This is a genomic window from Mycobacterium lehmannii (genome assembly GCF_001499925.1).
In the GTDB taxonomy this organism is placed as follows: domain Bacteria; phylum Actinomycetota; class Actinomycetes; order Mycobacteriales; family Mycobacteriaceae; genus Mycobacterium; species Mycobacterium lehmannii.
On the sequence record NZ_LQIR01000056.1, the window covers coordinates 195,835 to 212,157 of the forward strand.

Genomic DNA, 16,323 nt, shown 5'->3' on the forward strand with positions numbered 1-16,323 from the left:
GCGTGACGCCTCTGGGCGCACCCATCTGAGTATTGTGTACTATACTTAGCATGGTGCACAAAGCCGGCCGACTGGACGACCACCCCACCGTGCGCAAGGTGCGCTCGCGAAAGGCGACGACCCCGGACATCGTCGATGCCGACTGGCTCCGCCGGGTATGCCTGGACGCCGGGGTCGACGACGTCGCATTCGTCAGCGTCGACAACCCGGACCTGGCCGCTGAGCGTGAGCACGCCGACGCGGCCCTGCCCGGCGTGCGCAGCTACATCGCGCTCGTGGTGCGGATGAACCGCGACAACGTCCGCTCGGCGGCCCGCAGTGTGGCCAACCAGGAGTTCCACCGCAGTGGCGAGATCATGAACGAGGCCGCCCACCGCATCACGCGGGTGCTTCAGGACGCGGGATACCGGGCGGTCAATCCGTCGATGTCGTTCCCGATGGAGATGGACCGGTACCCCGGCCGCATCTGGGTGGTCGCGCACAAGCCCATCGCCGTGGCGGCGGGCTTGGGCGTGATGGGCATCCATCGCAACGTCATCCATCCGAAGTTCGGGAACTTCATCCTGCTCGGCACCATTCTTCTCGCTGCGCCTGTTTCGAGTTACGGTGAGCCGCTGGACTATTCACCGTGCCTGGAGTGCAAGCTGTGCGTCGCGGCATGCCCGGTCGGCGCGATCAAGAAAGACGGTGATTTCGACTTCCTCGCCTGCTCGGTACACAACTATCGCGAGTTCATGGGCGGTTTCACCGACTGGGTGCAGACCGTCGCCGACAGCGAGGACGGCGCCGATTTCCGCTCCCGCGTGAGCGATTCGGAGAACGCGTCGATGTGGCAGAGCCTGTCGTTCAAGGCGAACTACAAGGCCGCATACTGCCTGGCGGTGTGCCCGGCGGGCGAGGATGTCATCGAACCGTATCTCGATGACCGCAAGGGGTTCATGGACCTGGTGTTGCGGCCGCTGCAGGAGAAGAAGGAAACGCTCTACGTGCTGCCCGACTCCGCGGCCAAAGAGCACGCCGAACGCCGGTTTCCCCACAAACACGTGGAGGTCGTCGGCAGCGGCATCCGGGGGGTATGACGCAGGCCGCCGGCCGCGTGCGGAATACATCGTCGTCGACTGGGCGTTTGGCCATGCATGAAGACGAGACTGCCGCTGCGTCGGCTGATGATCATGGTTGCGGCAGTACTCATCTCGGGTGCGGCACTGGGTGCTCCGCTCGTGATGTCGGCAGCACCGGCCGCTGCGGCGCCCACCGGGGAGTGTCCCGATGTGCAAGTGGTGTTCGCTCGCGGCACCGGGGAGCCGGCGGGCGTCGGCCGCGTCGGCCAGGCATTCGTCGACACGTTGCGGCCGCTCGTGGGCGACAAGACCGTCGCCGTTTACGCGGTCAACTATCCCGCGACACGGGACTTCCTGCGCGCCGCCGAGGGCGCCATCGACGCCAGCCTGTTCGTCCAGAACATCGCCACCACCTGCCCGGACACCAGGATCGTGCTTGGTGGGTACTCACAGGGTGCCGCCGTCATCGACGCCATCGCCCTGGCGAACACGCCGACACTCGGCTTCACCCAGCCCATGCCCGCCACGGTCGCCGACCGCGTCGCGGCGGTCGCGGTGTTCGGCAATCCCTCCGTCCGCCTGCTCGGCGGTCCGCTCACCGCGCTGAGCCCGGCGTACGGGGCCAAGACCATCGACCTGTGCAACGGCGCGGATCCGGTGTGCTCCAACGGAAACGACGTCGCGGCGCACAGCCGCTACGTCGAGTCGGGGCTCACTGCGCAGGCGGCGCAGTTCACCGCCGACCGCCTCGGTGCCGCCGCGCCGATCACCACGCTGTCCGGCCACACCGGAGGCTGACGTCAGCCCCAGGCGTGCACGATGTTCTGCGCCGGCTCCACGCCGTGTGCCACCAGGATCTCGGTGGCGTCAGCGGCCTGCTCACAGATCGTCGGGACGTCCTTCCACTCCGCGGAGGTGAAGGTGCTCAACACGAACTTCGCGCCGTCGGTGCGGCCGGGCGGCCTACCGATACCGATCCGGACGCGCTGAAAGTCGTTGCTACCCAACGACGAAGCGACCGACCGTAGCCCGTTGTGCCCGGCCACACCGCCACCGAACTTCAGCCGGATCCGGCCGAAGTCGATGTCGAGCTCGTCGTGGATCACCACGATGTCGGCCGGTGGCACCGAGTAGAACTTGGCCAGCGGTCCGACCTGCCGACCCGACTCGTTCATGTAGGTACGCGGTTTGGCCAGCACCACCGAGCGTCCGGCGAGGCGGCCGGTGACCACCTCGGCGCCGGACTTCTTGTGCACCTTGAATCCCGAGCCGATGCGATCGGCGAGGATGTCGGCGACGAGGAACCCGAGGTTGTGCCGCGTCGTGGCGTATTGCGGTCCCGGGTTGCCCAGGCCGACCACGAGTAGTGGTTCGGCCATGCCGGACTACTCGGATTCTTCGGCGGGAGCCGCCTCGGCGGAGTCGCCCTCGCCCTCGTCGGCGACCTCGGCGACGTCGGCTTCCGCCTCCTCCGGCGTCTCACCGCCGCCCTCGGCCTCGAGCTCCTCGGCCGTCGGCGCGACGACGACGTTGACCACGAGCGAGTCGGGGTCGGTCACCAGCGTGACACCCGACGGCAGCTCGAGTGAGCCGGCCGTGAACTGCGTTCCCGCCTCGACGCCTTCGACCGAGACGACGACGTTCTCCGGAATCGACTGAACGTCGGCTTCGACCTCGATCGTGTTGGTCTCCTGGGTGACCAGGGTCCCGGGCACCGCGTCACCCTCGATGACGACGTTGATCTCGACGACGACCTTCTCGCCACGGCGCACGACGAGCAGATCGGCGTGCGTGATGGTGCGGCGGATCGGGTGGATGTCGAGAGCCCTGGTCAGCGCGAGCTGCTCCTTGCCGTTGATATCGAGGGTGAGCACCGCGTTGGTGCCCGAGTTGCGAAGCACGGCCGCGAAGTCACGGCCGTCGAGTTCGAGGTGCTGCGGATCGGTGCCGTGACCGTAGAGGACCGCGGGCACCTTGCCGTTGCGGCGGGCGCGGCGCGATGCGCCCTTGCCGGTCTCGGTGCGCACCGCTGCGGTCAGGTTGTTGGGGGCGTTCTTCGCCATGATGTGGGTGCTCCTGTCGTGTGCTCAGCACGGCGGGGCTCAACCACAAGGTTCGCGTCGATAACGGTGGCCTCCGCTGGCGCGGCCACCCTCGCCGTGATCACCGGCCAGGGTAGCCGGAAACGGTGCTGCGCCCCAAATCAGAGCGGGAACGCGGTGTCGGTGAGCTGCTCGGAGAGCTTCCACAGTGCCGTCGCCATCCGGCCGTCGCGAGCCAGCGGGCTGCGGAAGACCGTCGGCCCGGTGGGACCGCGGCTGCCGAAGCGGGGTCCGACGAATGTGTCGCCCGGCAGGTCCTCGGCCACCGCGTACAGGGTCTGGCGGGCACCGAAGTCGGGCTCGGTGGCGAAGATCCGGTTGGCGGCGAGCCAGAAGCGGGTCCCGATCGGGTTGCCCGTCTGGCCCTGCAGGTTGGTGGCGGAGTAGCCCGGGTGTGCGGCGATCGCCCGGATCGGCGAGCCCACCTCGTCGAGTCGACGCTGCAGGTCCTTCGTGAACAGCAGGTTCGCGAGCTTGGACTGCCCATACGCCGGCCACGCCAGGTACGGCCGGGCCTTCCAGTTGAGGTCTTTGAGGTTGATCCGGCCGAAGATGTGCATGATCGACGACACCGTCACGACCCGGTCGCTGATCTTGGGCAGCAGCAGGTTGGTCAGGGCGAAGTGGCCGAGATGGTTGGTGCCGATCTGGCTCTCGAAGCCGTCGACGGTCAACGCGTACGGGACGGCCATGATGCCGGCGTTGTTGACCAGCACGTCGACGGCGTCGATACCGTCGGCGAATGCGCGCACGGACGCCAGGTCCTGCAGGTCCAGCTTGCGGACCTCGACATCCCCGGTGATCGTCGCCGCGGCCTCGTCACCCTTAGCGGTGTTGCGCACGGCCAGGATGACCTTGGCGCCTGCTCCGGCCAGTTCGCGCGCCGTGATCAAGCCGATGCCGCTGTTGGCGCCGGTGACGATGACGGTGCGTCCGGAGAAGGAGGGCAGATCCGCGGCGGTCCAGTCGCTCATGCCGACCACCCTAGTGACGTACCGCGAAATGGCATTCCAGCAGGTCTCCACTCGCACTTTCGCTGCTGGAATGCAATTTCGCGGCATTGTCGGGGCTGGTCAGCACAATCTGGCCATGGGGGAGATATTCATCGGGTCGGAAGCAGTCGCCAGCGGCATCGTCACTCGACATGAACTGGCCCGGTGGTACCGGCCGGTGTATCCGGATGTCCATGCTCGGCGGGGGCGACAACTAACGGTTGAAGATCGCACCTTCGCAGCATGGCTGTGGTCCAAACGCGGCGGAATCGTCACCGGCGTCGCGGCCTCAGCACTTCACGGCGCGGAGTGGGTCGACGACACCGCGATCGAATTGGTCTACGACTGCGCCCGGCCCCCGAAAGGCATCATCACCCGCAATGAACGCATAACGGGCGACGAGTTCGTCTGGCAACGGCTATTCCTCGCGACTCCCGCGCGTACCGCCTTCGACCTCGGCCGGCACCTGCCTCGTGGACAGGCAATCGCGCGGCTCGACGCCCTCATGCGTGCGCAGCCATTCTCGATGGAGGACGTGTTGCTCCTGGCCAAGCGGTATCAGGGCGCCCGGGGTGTCAAACGGCTCAAGGAGTTGCTACCGCTGGTCGACGGCGGTGCCGCCTCACCCCGCGAGACCTGGCTTCGGCTGCTGTTCATCGACGCCGGACTTCCCAAGCCGAGCACCCAGATCCCCATCGTCGACGAGTTCGGGAACCTACTTCGGACAGTCGACATGGGCTGGGAGGATTTCGGGGTGGTCGCCGAGTACGACGGCGATCAGCACCGCACGTCGCGCGCTCAGTACGTCAAGGACCTGCGAGTGATACCGCAGATCGAGCGGCTCGGCTGGATCGTGCTCAGAGCGATAAAGGAAGACCATCCGCAGTACTTGGTCAGAAGGGCGTGGGACGCGCTGGTGTCCCGCGGCTGGCGACCCTGACCCCAATCCCCGAAATTGCATTCCCGCAGGCCGCTACTCGCACTTTTCCTGCTGGAATGCCATTTCGCGCAAAAAACTGGGGCTACTTCGGCGGCGGCTTGGGGACCGCGACGTTGAAGCCGGCGATGATCTTCTCGATGTCGGGGGCCTCTTCGGCGGCTTTCTGGGCAAAACTCGTCACCGTGAACTGCACGAGATAGCGCTGCTTGGCGGGCGGTGCGCCGGTCGCGATGACGATGCGGTTGTAGCTGTGCATCCGGGTGCCGTTGAGGTCGTAGCTGCCCTCGATCATCGCCGACGGGAAACCCTTGAAGTCGTCCATGGACGCGTTGAGGCGCTTGAAGTTCTGCGACATCTCGGCGTCGACATAGCCGTGCTTGATCGCCTCGCGCGGATCGAAGTCGCCGGTCAACTTCATCACCACCAGCATCGCGATCGGGTACGTCTCGCCCTTGGCGATCACCCTGGTTCCCGGCGCGAAGTTGGTATTGAAGTACGGCTCCCACCCGGCCGGCGTCGGATACGAAACGGTCAGATCGGTGAGCTTCTCGGGGAACACCGGCTGACCCGTCACACCGGCCTGTTCCAGGAACGCCGCGACGGGCACCGGCTTGTCATCGGGGTTGGCGGTGGTCGACGGCGGCGGCGGCGACGTCGACCACACCGACTGATAGTTGGGCGGTTCGGTGCCGCAGCCGGACACGGCGATCGCACCGACGACCGTCACCGCAGCGGCAAGAACTCGAAAGCCTCGACGGCTCACAGAATCTCGCGCACCGCGTCGATCGGCCGGGCCAACCGGGTGCCCTTCTGCGTGACGACGAACGGCCGCTCGATCAAAATCGGGTTGGCGGCCATCGCGTCGAGGAGCTCGTCGTCCGAGGCATCCGCCAAACCCAGTTCGTCGTAGAGGGATTCACGCTTACGCACGGCGGTGCGCACGTCGATACCGGCGTCGGAGATCATCTTCTCCAGCTCGGCGCGGGTCGGCGGCGTCTTCAGGTATTGCACGATCTCAGGCTCGATCCCGTTCTCGCGCAACAAGTCCAACGTCTTACGCGAGGTCGAGCACTTGGGATTGTGGTAGATCGTCGCGTTTGGACTTGGGGCCGACATCTATGCCGACCCGTCGAAAAGGCTTGTCACCGAGCCGTTGTCGAACACCGCGCGGATCGTGTTCGCCAGCAGCGGTGCGATCGAGAGCACGGTCAACTGCGCGAAGTGCTTGTCCTCGCCGATGGGCAGCGTGTTGGTGACGATCACCTCGCAGGCGCCCGAATCGGCCAGCCGCTCGCGGGCCGGATCCGACAGCACGCCGTGTGTCGCCGCGATAATCACGTCGCCGGCGCCGTCGGCCTTGAGCAGCTTGACCGCGCCGGCGATGGTGCCGCCGGTGTCGATCATGTCGTCGGTCAACACACAGGTCTTGCCCCGCACGTCGCCGACGACGCGGTTGGACACCACCTCGTTGGGTTTGAGTGGGTCGCGCGTCTTGTGGATGAACGCCAGCGGGACGCCTCCGAGGGAGTCCGCCCACTTCTCGGCGACGCGAACCCGGCCGGAGTCGGGGGAGACGACCACCATGTCGTGGTGGGAGTAATGCTCGGCGATGTACCCGGTGAGCAGCTTCTGCGCCCGCATGTGGTCGACCGGTCCGTCGAAGAAGCCCTGGATCTGGTCAGTGTGCAGATCGACGGTGACGATCCGGTCGGCACCCGCGGTCTTGAGCAGGTCGGCGACCAACCGCGCCGAGATCGGTTCGCGCCCGCGGTGCTTCTTGTCCTGCCGTGCATACGGATAGAACGGAAGGATCGCGGTGATCCGCTTGGCGCTGCCGCGCTTGAGCGCGTCGATCATGATCAGCTGTTCCATCAGGTGCTGGTTCAGTGGCGCCGGATGGCTCTGCAGCACGAAGGCGTCGCAACCGCGAACGGATTCGTCGAACCGGACGAAGATCTCGCCGTTGGCGAAGTCCCGCGCGGTCTGCGCCGTCACGGGTACGTCGAGTTCCTTGGCGACCTGTTCAGCGAGTTCGGGGTGCGCCCGACCCGAGAACAGCATCAAGTTTTTGCGATTGTCGGTCCACTCGGTGCCCACACTGCGCCCTCAAGGTCGGGGATCGATACCGGCTAATCCTACGTAGCTTGACGCGCCGGCCGTGCCCGGGTGGCCAGATCGTGAACGGCCGGGGCCGCTCACCCGGATTCGACGTCGTCCGCAGCCTGCCCGCCCTCCTCGGCGGATGCCTGCTCCGCGGCCCGCGCCGCCGCCGACCCCGGTCGCTTGCGCGTCACCCAGCCCTCGATGTTGCGCTGCGGCCCCGCGGACACGGCGAGCGCTCCCGGCGGCACGTCGTCGCGCACGACGGTCCCCGCTCCGGTGTAGGCGCCGTCGCCGACGGTGACCGGGGCGACGAACATCGTGTCCGACCCGGTGCGAACGTGCGAGCCGATCGTGGTGCGGCTCTTGGTCTCGCCGTCGTAGTTGACGAAGACGCTCGACGCGCCGATATTGCTGTGCTCGCCGATGTCGGCGTCGCCGACGTACGTCAGATGCGGCACCTTGGTGCCGGTGCCGATCGTCGAGTTCTTGGTCTCGACGAACGCGCCGAGCTTGCCGTCGGCGCCCAGCACGGTGCCCGGCCGCAGGTAGGTGAACGGTCCGACCGTCGCGCCGTCCCCGACCACCGACGAGCTGGCGTGCGTGCGGCACACCGTCGCGCCGTCACCCACAGTGACGTCGGCCAACGTGGTGTCGGGCCCGACCTCACACCGCCCGCCGATGCGGGTGTCGCCGAGCAGCTGGGTGCCCGGCTTGACCACGGTGTCGCGGCCGATGGACACGTCGACGTCGATCCACGTCGTGGCGGGATCGACCACCGTGACCCCGGCCCGCTGGTGCGTGGCGACGATGCGCCGGTTCAGCTCCGCGCCGAGTTCGGCCAGCTGCACGCGGTCGTTGACCCCCGCCACCAGCATCGAGTCGTCGACGTGCTTGGCCCGCACGACCAGACCGTCGGACCGCACGATCGAGACGACGTCGGTCAGGTATTGCTCCTGCTGGGCGTTGTCCGAGCTCAAGCGGCCCAGCGCCGACCGCAGCGCGGCGGCGTCGAACGCGTACACCCCGGCGTTGACCTCGGTGATGGCCCGCTGTTCGGGGGTGGCGTCGGCCTGTTCGACGATGCCCATCACTTCGCCGTCCTGGGTGCGCAGGATGCGGCCGTAACCCGTCGGGTCGGGCAGCGTGGTGGTCAACACGGTCACCGCCGTCGGCCGCCTGCTTTGCGTGTCGATCAGGTCGGCCAGCGTGTCGGCGTCGAGTAACGGCACGTCACCCGAGGTCACCACCACCGTGCCCGCGAAGTCGGCCGCCAGTGCCGCCAGACCGCACTGCACGGCGTGTCCGGTGCCGAGCTGCTGCTCTTGGGTCGCGGTGTCGATCGGGCGGCCGAGCTCGGCGGCCAGCCGCTCGACCTCGGGCGTCACCCTTTCCCGGTCCTTGCCGACCACGACGACCAGGTGCCGCGGCGCCGCCTTGGCCACCGCGTGCAGGGCGTGGGCGAGCATGCTGCGACCCGCCAGCGTGTGCAGCACCTTCGGGGTGTCGGATCGCATCCGGGTTCCGGCGCCGGCCGCGAGCACGACCACCGCGGTTTCAGGGGCTGCCGTCATCCGGTCTCCTGCCTATCGGATGTGCGGTTTCATGCGCGACACGCCGGTCACGCCGCATGTGAGCGCACAATCGCGGCCAAATTGCTCCGTCGCCAGGACTCGAACCTGAACTATCTGAACCAAAATCAGAGGTGCTGCCGATTACACCACGACGGATCGGACAACTCGTGATGCTAGTCCAATCGCCGGACCCCTCTTCGTTTGTTCCCGACGGCAGGCGCCTCGCCGTCTGATCGCCGCCCGACCACTACATCTGCATCTACCCTGGTGACCGTGGCAGCACTCGACAAGGAGGTCAGGGCACCGCGGGCGCGGATGACGGGCGCCGAGCGGCGCCACCAGCTCATCGAGGTCGCGCGCAAGCTCTTCGCCGAGCGCGGCTACGAGGGCACCTCGATCGAGGAGATCGCCCAGCGCGCGAACGTCTCCAAGCCCGTCGTCTACGAGCACTTCGGCGGCAAAGAGGGCCTCTACGCGGTGGTCGTCGACCGCGAGATGTCGGCGTTGCTCGACGGGATCACCTCCTCGCTGACCCGGATGACCAACAACCGCTCGCGGCTGCGCATCGAACGCGTCGCGCTCGCCCTGCTGACCTACGTCGACGAACGCACCGACGGCTTCCGCATCCTGATCCGTGACTCCCCGGCGTCGATCACCTCAGGCAGCACCTATTCGACGCTGCTCAACGAGGCCGTCAACCAGGTGTCCTCGATCCTGGCCGGCGACTTCTCCCGCCGCGGACTGGACCCGGAGATGGCGCCGCTCTACGCCCAGGCGTTGGTCGGCTCGGTGTCGATGACCGCGCAGTGGTGGCTCGACGTACGCGAGCCCAAGAAAGAGGTCGTCGCAGCGCATCTGGTCAACCTGTGCTGGAACGGGCTGATGCATCTGGAGAACGATCCGCCGTTGCTCGACGAGTGACGTAGATCTCGTCAGCGGATCCGCGCAAACCCTCGTCGCGGCAAGCCTTTCGGCGCGTGCCTACGATGGAAGCATCATGACCGCATCGGGGACCCTGTCCGTCCCAACCCCGATCGCCGGGCTCGTCGAACTGGCCCTACGAGATCCCTCCCTCGCCGAGATCTCGCGCCGCGCCGCCGACAAGCCCGCCGATCTCGCCATCGTCGGCCCGGCCGCCGCCCGCGCTTTCGTCGCGTCCGCGATCGCGCACGCCTCTGCGCTGGTCGTCGTGACCGCCACCGGGCGCGAGGCCGACGATCTGACCGCCGAACTGCGTGGCGTGTTCGGTGAAACCGTCGCGATGTTGCCCTCGTGGGAGACGCTGCCGCACGAGCGGCTGTCCCCGGGAGTCGACACCGTGGGCGCTCGGCTCATGTTGCTGCGCAGGCTGACCCATCCCGACGACGCGCGTCTAGGCCCGCCGCTGCAAGTGGTGGTCACCACCGTGCGCTCGCTGCTGCAGCCGATGGTGCCCGACGTGGCCGACGTGGAACCGGTGACCTTGAGCGTGGGCGTCGAGGCGGAGTTCGACGGTCTGATCGCCCGGTTGGTCGAACTCGCCTACACCCGCGTCGACATGGTCGGCAAGCGCGGCGAGTTCGCGGTGCGCGGCGGCATTCTCGACCTGTTCCCGCCGACCTACGAGCATCCGGTTCGCATCGAGTTCTGGGGCGACGAGGTGTCCGAGATGCGGATGTTCGCGGTCGCCGACCAGCGGTCGATCCCCGAGGTCGACATCGAAACCGTCATCGCCGTTCCGTGCCGTGAGGTGCTGCTGACCGACGACGTCCGAGAGCGCGCCGTCGAACTGGCCCGCGAGCACCCCGTTCACGAGAACACGCTGCCCGGCACCGTGCCCGACCTGCTGGCCAAGCTGTCCGAGGGCATCCCGGTCGACGGGATGGAAGCCCTGCTCCCGCTGTTGCGTCCCGACGCGCTGTCGACGTTGTCGGATCTGCTGCCCGACGGCATGCCGCTGCTGATCTGCGATCCGGAGAAGGTCCGCACCCGGGCCGCCGATCTGATCAAGACGGGCGGCGAGTTCCTGGAGGCGTCCTGGTCGACGGCGGCGGTGGGCGGTGACACCCCGATCGACCTCGAGGCTTTGGGTGCGTCGGGTTTCGTCGAACTCGACGATGCGCGCGCCGCCGCCCGCGAGGGCGGACATCCGTGGTGGACGTTGAGCCAGCTGTCCGACGAAGCCGGATTCGAGGTGGATATCCGGCCCGCCCCGTCGGCGCGCGGTTCGCAAGCAAGTATCGGCGAGATCTTCGCCATGCTGCGCGCCCACGTTGCGACCGGCGGTTGCGCCGCGGTCGTCACGGCCGGCGCGGGCACCGCGCAGCGCGTTGTCGAGCAGCTTGCCGAATCCGATGTTCCGGCAGGACTTTTGGAGCCCGGTGGCTCGCTCAAGGACGGCGTCGTCGGCGTGCTCAAGGGCCCACTGCACGACGGTGTCGTGATGCCGGGCGCGAAGCTGGTGGTGATCACCGAGAGCGACCTCACCGGCAACCGCGCGACCGCCGCCGAAGGCAAGAGGCTTGCGGCCAAGCGGCGCAACGTGGTTGACCCGCTGGCGCTGACCGCAGGCGACCTGGTGGTGCACGACCAACATGGCATCGGCCGGTTCGTCGAGATGACCGAGCGTGTCGTCGGCGGCGCCCGTCGCGAGTACCTGGTGCTCGAATACGCCTCCTCGAAACGGGGTGGCGGCACCGACAAGCTCTACGTGCCGATGGACTCGCTTGATCAGTTGTCCCGCTACGTCGGCGGGGAGTCGCCGACGCTGTCGCGGCTGGGCGGCAGTGACTGGACCAACACAAAGACCAAGGCACGCCGCGCAGTTCGCGAGATCGCCGCCGAACTGGTGTCTTTGTACGCCAAGCGACAGGCCTCGCCCGGCCACGCGTTCGCCCCTGACAGCCCGTGGCAGGCCGAGATGGAGGACGCGTTCGGCTTCACCGAGACCGTCGATCAGCTGACCGCGATCACCGAGGTCAAGGCCGACATGGAAAAGCCGATCCCGATGGACCGGGTGATCTGCGGCGACGTCGGCTACGGCAAGACCGAGATCGCGGTGCGGGCGGCGTTCAAGGCGGTGCAGGACGGTAAGCAGGTCGCGGTGCTGGTGCCGACGACGCTGCTGGCCGACCAGCACCTGCAGACCTTCTCCGAGCGGATGGCGGGGTTCCCGGTCACCGTCAAGGGCTTGTCGCGGTTCACCGACCCGGCCGAATCGCGCGCGGTGCTCGAGGGCATGAAGGACGGCAGCGTCGATATCGTGATCGGTACACACCGCCTGCTGCAGACGGGCGTGACGTGGAAGGATCTCGGCCTGATCGTGGTCGACGAGGAACAGCGTTTCGGCGTCGAGCACAAAGAGCACATCAAGTCGTTGCGGACCCACGTCGACGTGCTGACCATGAGTGCCACCCCCATCCCGCGCACGCTGGAGATGAGCCTGGCAGGTATCCGGGAGATGTCGACGATCCTCACTCCGCCCGAGGAGCGTTATCCGGTGCTGACCTACGTCGGGCCCCACGACGACAAACAGATCGCCGCCGCGCTGCGCCGCGAACTGCTGCGCGACGGGCAGGCGTTCTACATCCACAACCGGGTCAGGACCATCGACCAAGCGGCCGCGCGTGTTTCGGCACTGGTGCCCGAGGCGCGCGTGGTCGTCGCGCACGGCCAGATGCCCGAGGAACAGCTCGAGCGCACAGTCGAAGGTTTCTGGAATCGCGAATACGACATTCTGGTCTGCACGACGATCGTCGAGACAGGCCTGGACATCTCCAACGCCAATACGTTGATCGTCGAACGCGCCGACACCTTCGGTCTGTCCCAGTTGCATCAGCTCAGGGGCCGGGTCGGTCGTAGCCGTGAACGCGGGTACGCGTATTTCCTGTATCCGCCGGAGGTTCCGCTCACCGAGACCGCTTACGACCGGCTGGCCACCATCGCGCAGAACAACGAGCTCGGCGCGGGCATGGCAGTGGCCATGAAGGACCTGGAGATTCGCGGCGCGGGCAACGTGCTCGGCGCCGAACAGTCCGGACACGTCGCCGGTGTCGGCTTCGACCTCTATGTGCGTCTGGTGGGCGAAGCTGTCGAGGCCTATCGTGCCGCCGCGGACGGTGAAACCGTTGCCGCACCGGAAGAACCGAAGGACGTACGAATCGATCTGCCCGTCGACGCGCACCTGCCACCGGACTACATCGGCAGCGACCGGCTCCGGTTGGAGGGCTATCGCAGGCTGGCGGCGGCCGCGGATCAGGAGGCGGTGGACGCCGTCGTCGAAGAACTCGTCGACCGCTACGGTCCGCTACCCGAACCCGCGCGGCGCCTCGTGGCCGTCGCGCGTCTGCGGTTGCTGTTGAAGGCCTACGGCGTCACCGAAGTCAGCTCGGTGTCGGAGTCGACGGTTCGGCTCTCCCCGCTGCAGCTGATGGATTCGCAACAACTCCGGCTCAAGCGGATGTACCCGAGCGCCGGTTACCGGGCGACCACGTCGACGGTGCAGGTGCCTATCCCGCGTGCCGGCAACGGCATCGGCGCACCGCGCATCCGCGACCTCGAGTTGGTGCAGATGGTCGCCGACCTGATCTTGGCGTTGGATGGGAAACCACAGGGCAGCGTCGACATAATTTCGAGCCCGATTTCGTCTGGTTGATCGCCTGGTCAGGTGGGCTTTCAAGAGTGCCGCGCCCGGCCCGAATCCAGAAGCGCTGTTAACGCACCGTCATGCCGGTCCGACATACCCGTCGGGGGGTCAAGGTGTTGCTTGCCTTCTAAACCGAGGGAAGTCGTCCAAACCGAGGGCGTCGATCACCTGAAACAGGTGGTTAAGCAATTTCCTAAACCGAACATCACACGATGCCACCGAGCAATCGGTGCGTGTCGCGATGACGCAAGGCGAAGGAGTTTTCGATGGACTTCAAGAAACTGGCAGTGACCACCACGATGACCGGTGCACTCGGACTCGGCGCGCTTGGCCTGGGCGCAGGTCTGGCACAGGCGCAACCGCACATCAACATCCCGCAACCGCCTCCGGTGCCCGTTCCGAGCGTGAACGTTCCCGATGTGAACATTCCGGCTGTCAACGCGCCGGATGTCGACGTGCCGGCTGTGAACGTTCCTGATGTGAACGTGCCGGGTGTGAACGTTCCCGATGTGAACGTGCCGGGTGTGAACGTTCCCGATGTGAATGTTCCGCGGGTGAACCTGCCCGATGTGGATGTTCCGAGCGTGAACGCTCCCGATGTGGAGCTGCCCGAGGTGCAGTTCCCTGAGGTGGACAACTACTTCAAGCTCCCGCACGGGCACATCCCGCCGGGGCAGCTGAAGAACTCGCCGTTCATCAACGGGGTTCCTAACCCGTTCTACGGAATTCCGCCCGGGCAGCTGAAGAAGCTTCCGGATGTGAATGGGGTCGTCAATCCGTTCTTCGATGAGAAGCCGGGCCACTGGGTCCTCCCGGACGAGCCGTTCGAGCCGGTGTCCTGAGCAACCAGATAGGGACACGATGGCCGTCCTGCCGCCAGGCAGGGCGGCCATCGCCGGTCGGGGCGCACGAAAGCGGGGAGCCAGGTTCTGCGCGCTTCGGGGGCGGACGAGGTGTTGGTATAACCGAGGTCAGCGATTCGGACAAAACGCGTGAGGGGGTGTAACCCGATGACCGTCGTTTTGGTCGACCCCCGACGCCCGTCCCTGATCCCGATCGACGCGATCGCCCTGCTGGCCGGCGACGTCCAGTACACCGAGGAGATGCCGATCAAGGTGCCCTGGTCGTTGCCCTCGGCGCGGCCGGCATACGACGGCGAGGACGCGCCGGTGCTGCTGTCCTCGGATCCCGAGCACCCCGCGGTCAAGGCCCGGTTGGCGGCCGGAGACAGGGTGATCTCGGCGCCCGAGGCCGCGCCGGGTGAACGTTTGGTCGACGCCGTCGCGATGATGGACAAACTGCGCACCTCCGGGCCCTGGGAGAGCGAGCAGACGCACGACTCGCTGCGCCGCTACCTGCTCGAGGAAACCTACGAGGTGTTCGACGCCGTGCACAGCGGCGACGCTCACGCGCTGCGCGACGAACTCGGAGACGTGTTGCTACAGGTCCTTTTTCACGCCCGCATCGCCGAAGACGCACCACAGAATTCGTTCGGCATCGACGACGTCGCCGACGCGCTGGTACGCAAGCTGGGCAACCGCGTACCCGCGGTGCTGGCCGGGGAGCCGATCTCGCTGGACGACCAGCTCGCCCAGTGGGAGGAGCGCAAGGCGCTGGAGAAGAAGGCGAAGCGGGCGCATTCCACGATGGACGACGTGCCGACGGCTCAGCCCGCTTTGGCGTTGGCGCAGAAGGTGATCGAGCGGGTGAGTGCCGCTGGGCTGCCTGCGGACCTGATCCCCCATGCGGTCACGTCGGTGACGGTAGCGGTGGGTAGCGATGCCGAAAACACCTTGCGTTCAGCTGTTTTGGAGTTCATGGATACGGTGCGACGCGCGGAGCGGGCGATCGCCGTCGACCGTCGAGGTGACGATGTGCCAGAGGAGCTCGACGCCAGCCCACTCGGCGTCGTGACCGAAGACGAGTGGCGCGCGCACTGGCCGTCCGATCGCGCGGACGAAACAGACGGCGAGGACGACGCGATTGAACCAGATGAGACCAATGACGACGCCGATGAAACCAAAGAAGCAGAGGTGGCCGATGAGGCTGCTGAGGCTGAAGTTGCCGATTCGGCGTCCTGACCCCGTGAAGAATTTGTGCACCCGAATCGCTCCCGACGCTGAGCCGCGACGTCCCGAACACGTGGGACCATGGGCAGCGACCGAAGTTGGTTGAGGGAGTTTGGTGTCGCCGGTGCGTTGGCTGCGTGCTGTCGCCGTTCTAGGAGCGACGGCGCTGCTCTTGGCTTCTAGCTGCTCGTGGCAGCTCGGGACGCCCATCCCTGAGGGCGTACCGCCGCCGCCGGGCGACCCGGTGCCTCAGATCGACACCTACGCCAAGGGCCGCCCGGCCGATCAGCTTCACGAATGGGCCGCCGAACGCGCCCCCAAGCTGGGCATACCGGTCGCCGCGCTCGAGGCGTACGCCTATGCGGCCCGGGTGGCCGAGGTGGAGAACCCGGACTGCAAGTTGGCCTGGACGACGCTGGCCGGGATCGGGCAGGTGGAAAGCCACCATGGCACGTACCGCGGCGCGGCGATCGGCGCTAACGGCGACGTCGAACCACCCATTCGGGGGGTGTGGCTCGACGGGACCAACGGCAACCTCGAGATCTTCGACGACTCCGCGATCAGCCATGACGGCGACTCGAAGCATGCCCGCGCGATGGGCCCGATGCAGTTCATCCCCGAGACGTGGGGCCACTACGGCGTCGACGCCAACAACGACGGCCAGATCAACGCCGACAACATGGACGATGCGGCGCTGTCGGCAGCGGGCTACCTGTGCTGGACCGGCAAGGACCTGGCCACCCCGCGCGGATGGATGAACGCGCTGCGTGCCTACAACCATTCCGACCAGTACGCGCGGACCGTGCGGGACTGGGCGACCGCTTACGCCAACGGGCACCCCCTCTAGACACGCCTGCCGAA

15 protein-coding genes and 1 tRNA gene are annotated in these 16,323 nt (G+C 67.0%); 8 read left to right on the forward strand and 8 right to left on the reverse strand.

Annotated features, from left to right (window positions below; all coding sequences use genetic code 11):
- Positions 1-50: 50 nt before the first annotated feature.
- Together AU192_RS21650 and AU192_RS21655 are read left to right on the forward strand one after the other, a co-directional pair.
- Positions 51-1,079 carry an epoxyqueuosine reductase gene (locus AU192_RS21650; protein WP_064399562.1) on the forward strand — a complete coding sequence of 343 codons (1,029 nt, stop codon included), beginning with the start codon at positions 51-53 and terminating at the stop codon, positions 1,077-1,079.
- 57 nt (positions 1,080-1,136) lie between these two features.
- Complete coding sequence (locus tag AU192_RS21655; RefSeq protein WP_064399563.1) at positions 1,137-1,859, forward strand: cutinase family protein; 723 nt, start codon at positions 1,137-1,139, stop codon at positions 1,857-1,859.
- 2 nt (positions 1,860-1,861) lie between these two features.
- Here AU192_RS21655 and pth read toward each other — a convergent pair whose 3' ends face one another.
- From pth to AU192_RS21670, 3 genes are all read right to left on the reverse strand, one after another.
- Positions 1,862-2,440: an aminoacyl-tRNA hydrolase gene (gene pth, locus AU192_RS21660; protein ID WP_064399564.1), complete on the reverse strand. Its 579-nt coding sequence runs from the start codon at positions 2,438-2,440 to the stop codon at positions 1,862-1,864.
- Positions 2,441-2,446: 6 nt separating this feature from the next.
- Positions 2,447-3,124, reverse strand: a complete 678-nt coding sequence (locus tag AU192_RS21665; protein WP_064399565.1) for a 50S ribosomal protein L25/general stress protein Ctc — start codon at positions 3,122-3,124, stop codon at positions 2,447-2,449.
- A gap of 140 nt (positions 3,125-3,264) precedes the next feature.
- A complete protein-coding gene (locus AU192_RS21670; protein WP_064399621.1) occupies positions 3,265-4,137 on the reverse strand; it encodes an oxidoreductase in 873 nt (290 codons plus the stop codon).
- A 115-nt stretch (positions 4,138-4,252) separates the two neighbouring features.
- On the opposite strand from AU192_RS21670, the gene AU192_RS21675 reads away from it, so the two are divergent.
- Complete coding sequence (locus AU192_RS21675; RefSeq protein ID WP_064399566.1) at positions 4,253-5,095, forward strand: hypothetical protein; 843 nt, start codon at positions 4,253-4,255, stop codon at positions 5,093-5,095.
- Between the two features lie 82 nt (positions 5,096-5,177).
- Here AU192_RS21675 and AU192_RS21680 read toward each other — a convergent pair whose 3' ends face one another.
- The 5 genes from AU192_RS21680 to AU192_RS21700 form a co-directional block, all read right to left on the reverse strand.
- Complete coding sequence (locus AU192_RS21680) at positions 5,178-5,822, reverse strand: LpqN/LpqT family lipoprotein (RefSeq protein ID WP_064399567.1); 645 nt, start codon at positions 5,820-5,822, stop codon at positions 5,178-5,180.
- 32 nt (positions 5,823-5,854) lie between these two features.
- A complete protein-coding gene (gene arsC / locus AU192_RS21685) occupies positions 5,855-6,211 on the reverse strand; it encodes an arsenate reductase (glutaredoxin) (protein ID WP_064399568.1) in 357 nt (118 codons plus the stop codon).
- On the reverse strand, positions 6,212-7,192 hold the full coding sequence (locus AU192_RS21690; protein WP_064399569.1) for a ribose-phosphate diphosphokinase: 981 nt from the start codon (positions 7,190-7,192) through the stop codon (positions 6,212-6,214).
- A gap of 98 nt (positions 7,193-7,290) precedes the next feature.
- On the reverse strand, positions 7,291-8,769 hold the full coding sequence (gene glmU, locus AU192_RS21695) for a bifunctional UDP-N-acetylglucosamine diphosphorylase/glucosamine-1-phosphate N-acetyltransferase GlmU (RefSeq protein WP_064399570.1): 1,479 nt from the start codon (positions 8,767-8,769) through the stop codon (positions 7,291-7,293).
- A gap of 84 nt (positions 8,770-8,853) precedes the next feature.
- Positions 8,854-8,925, reverse strand: a tRNA-Gln gene (locus AU192_RS21700).
- Positions 8,926-9,084: 159 nt separating this feature from the next.
- Between AU192_RS21700 and AU192_RS21705 the strand changes: the two genes are divergently transcribed.
- The 5 genes from AU192_RS21705 to AU192_RS21725 all read left to right on the forward strand — a co-directional run bounded on the left by AU192_RS21705 (position 9,085) and on the right by AU192_RS21725 (position 16,309).
- Positions 9,085-9,690, forward strand: a complete 606-nt coding sequence (locus AU192_RS21705) for a TetR/AcrR family transcriptional regulator (RefSeq protein ID WP_064350709.1) — start codon at positions 9,085-9,087, stop codon at positions 9,688-9,690.
- A gap of 76 nt (positions 9,691-9,766) precedes the next feature.
- Positions 9,767-13,402, forward strand: coding sequence for a transcription-repair coupling factor (mfd, locus tag AU192_RS21710; RefSeq protein ID WP_064399571.1), 3,636 nt, complete (start codon positions 9,767-9,769; stop codon positions 13,400-13,402).
- 257 nt (positions 13,403-13,659) lie between these two features.
- Positions 13,660-14,235, forward strand: coding sequence for a hypothetical protein (locus tag AU192_RS21715; RefSeq protein ID WP_064399572.1), 576 nt, complete (start codon positions 13,660-13,662; stop codon positions 14,233-14,235).
- 168 nt (positions 14,236-14,403) lie between these two features.
- Positions 14,404-15,474: a nucleoside triphosphate pyrophosphohydrolase gene (locus AU192_RS21720; protein ID WP_064399573.1), complete on the forward strand. Its 1,071-nt coding sequence runs from the start codon at positions 14,404-14,406 to the stop codon at positions 15,472-15,474.
- 103 nt (positions 15,475-15,577) lie between these two features.
- The gene (locus AU192_RS21725; protein WP_064399574.1) at positions 15,578-16,309 is read left to right on the forward strand and encodes a lytic transglycosylase domain-containing protein; all 732 of its coding nucleotides are present in this window, start codon (positions 15,578-15,580) and stop codon (positions 16,307-16,309) included.
- Positions 16,310-16,323 lie beyond the last annotated feature (14 nt).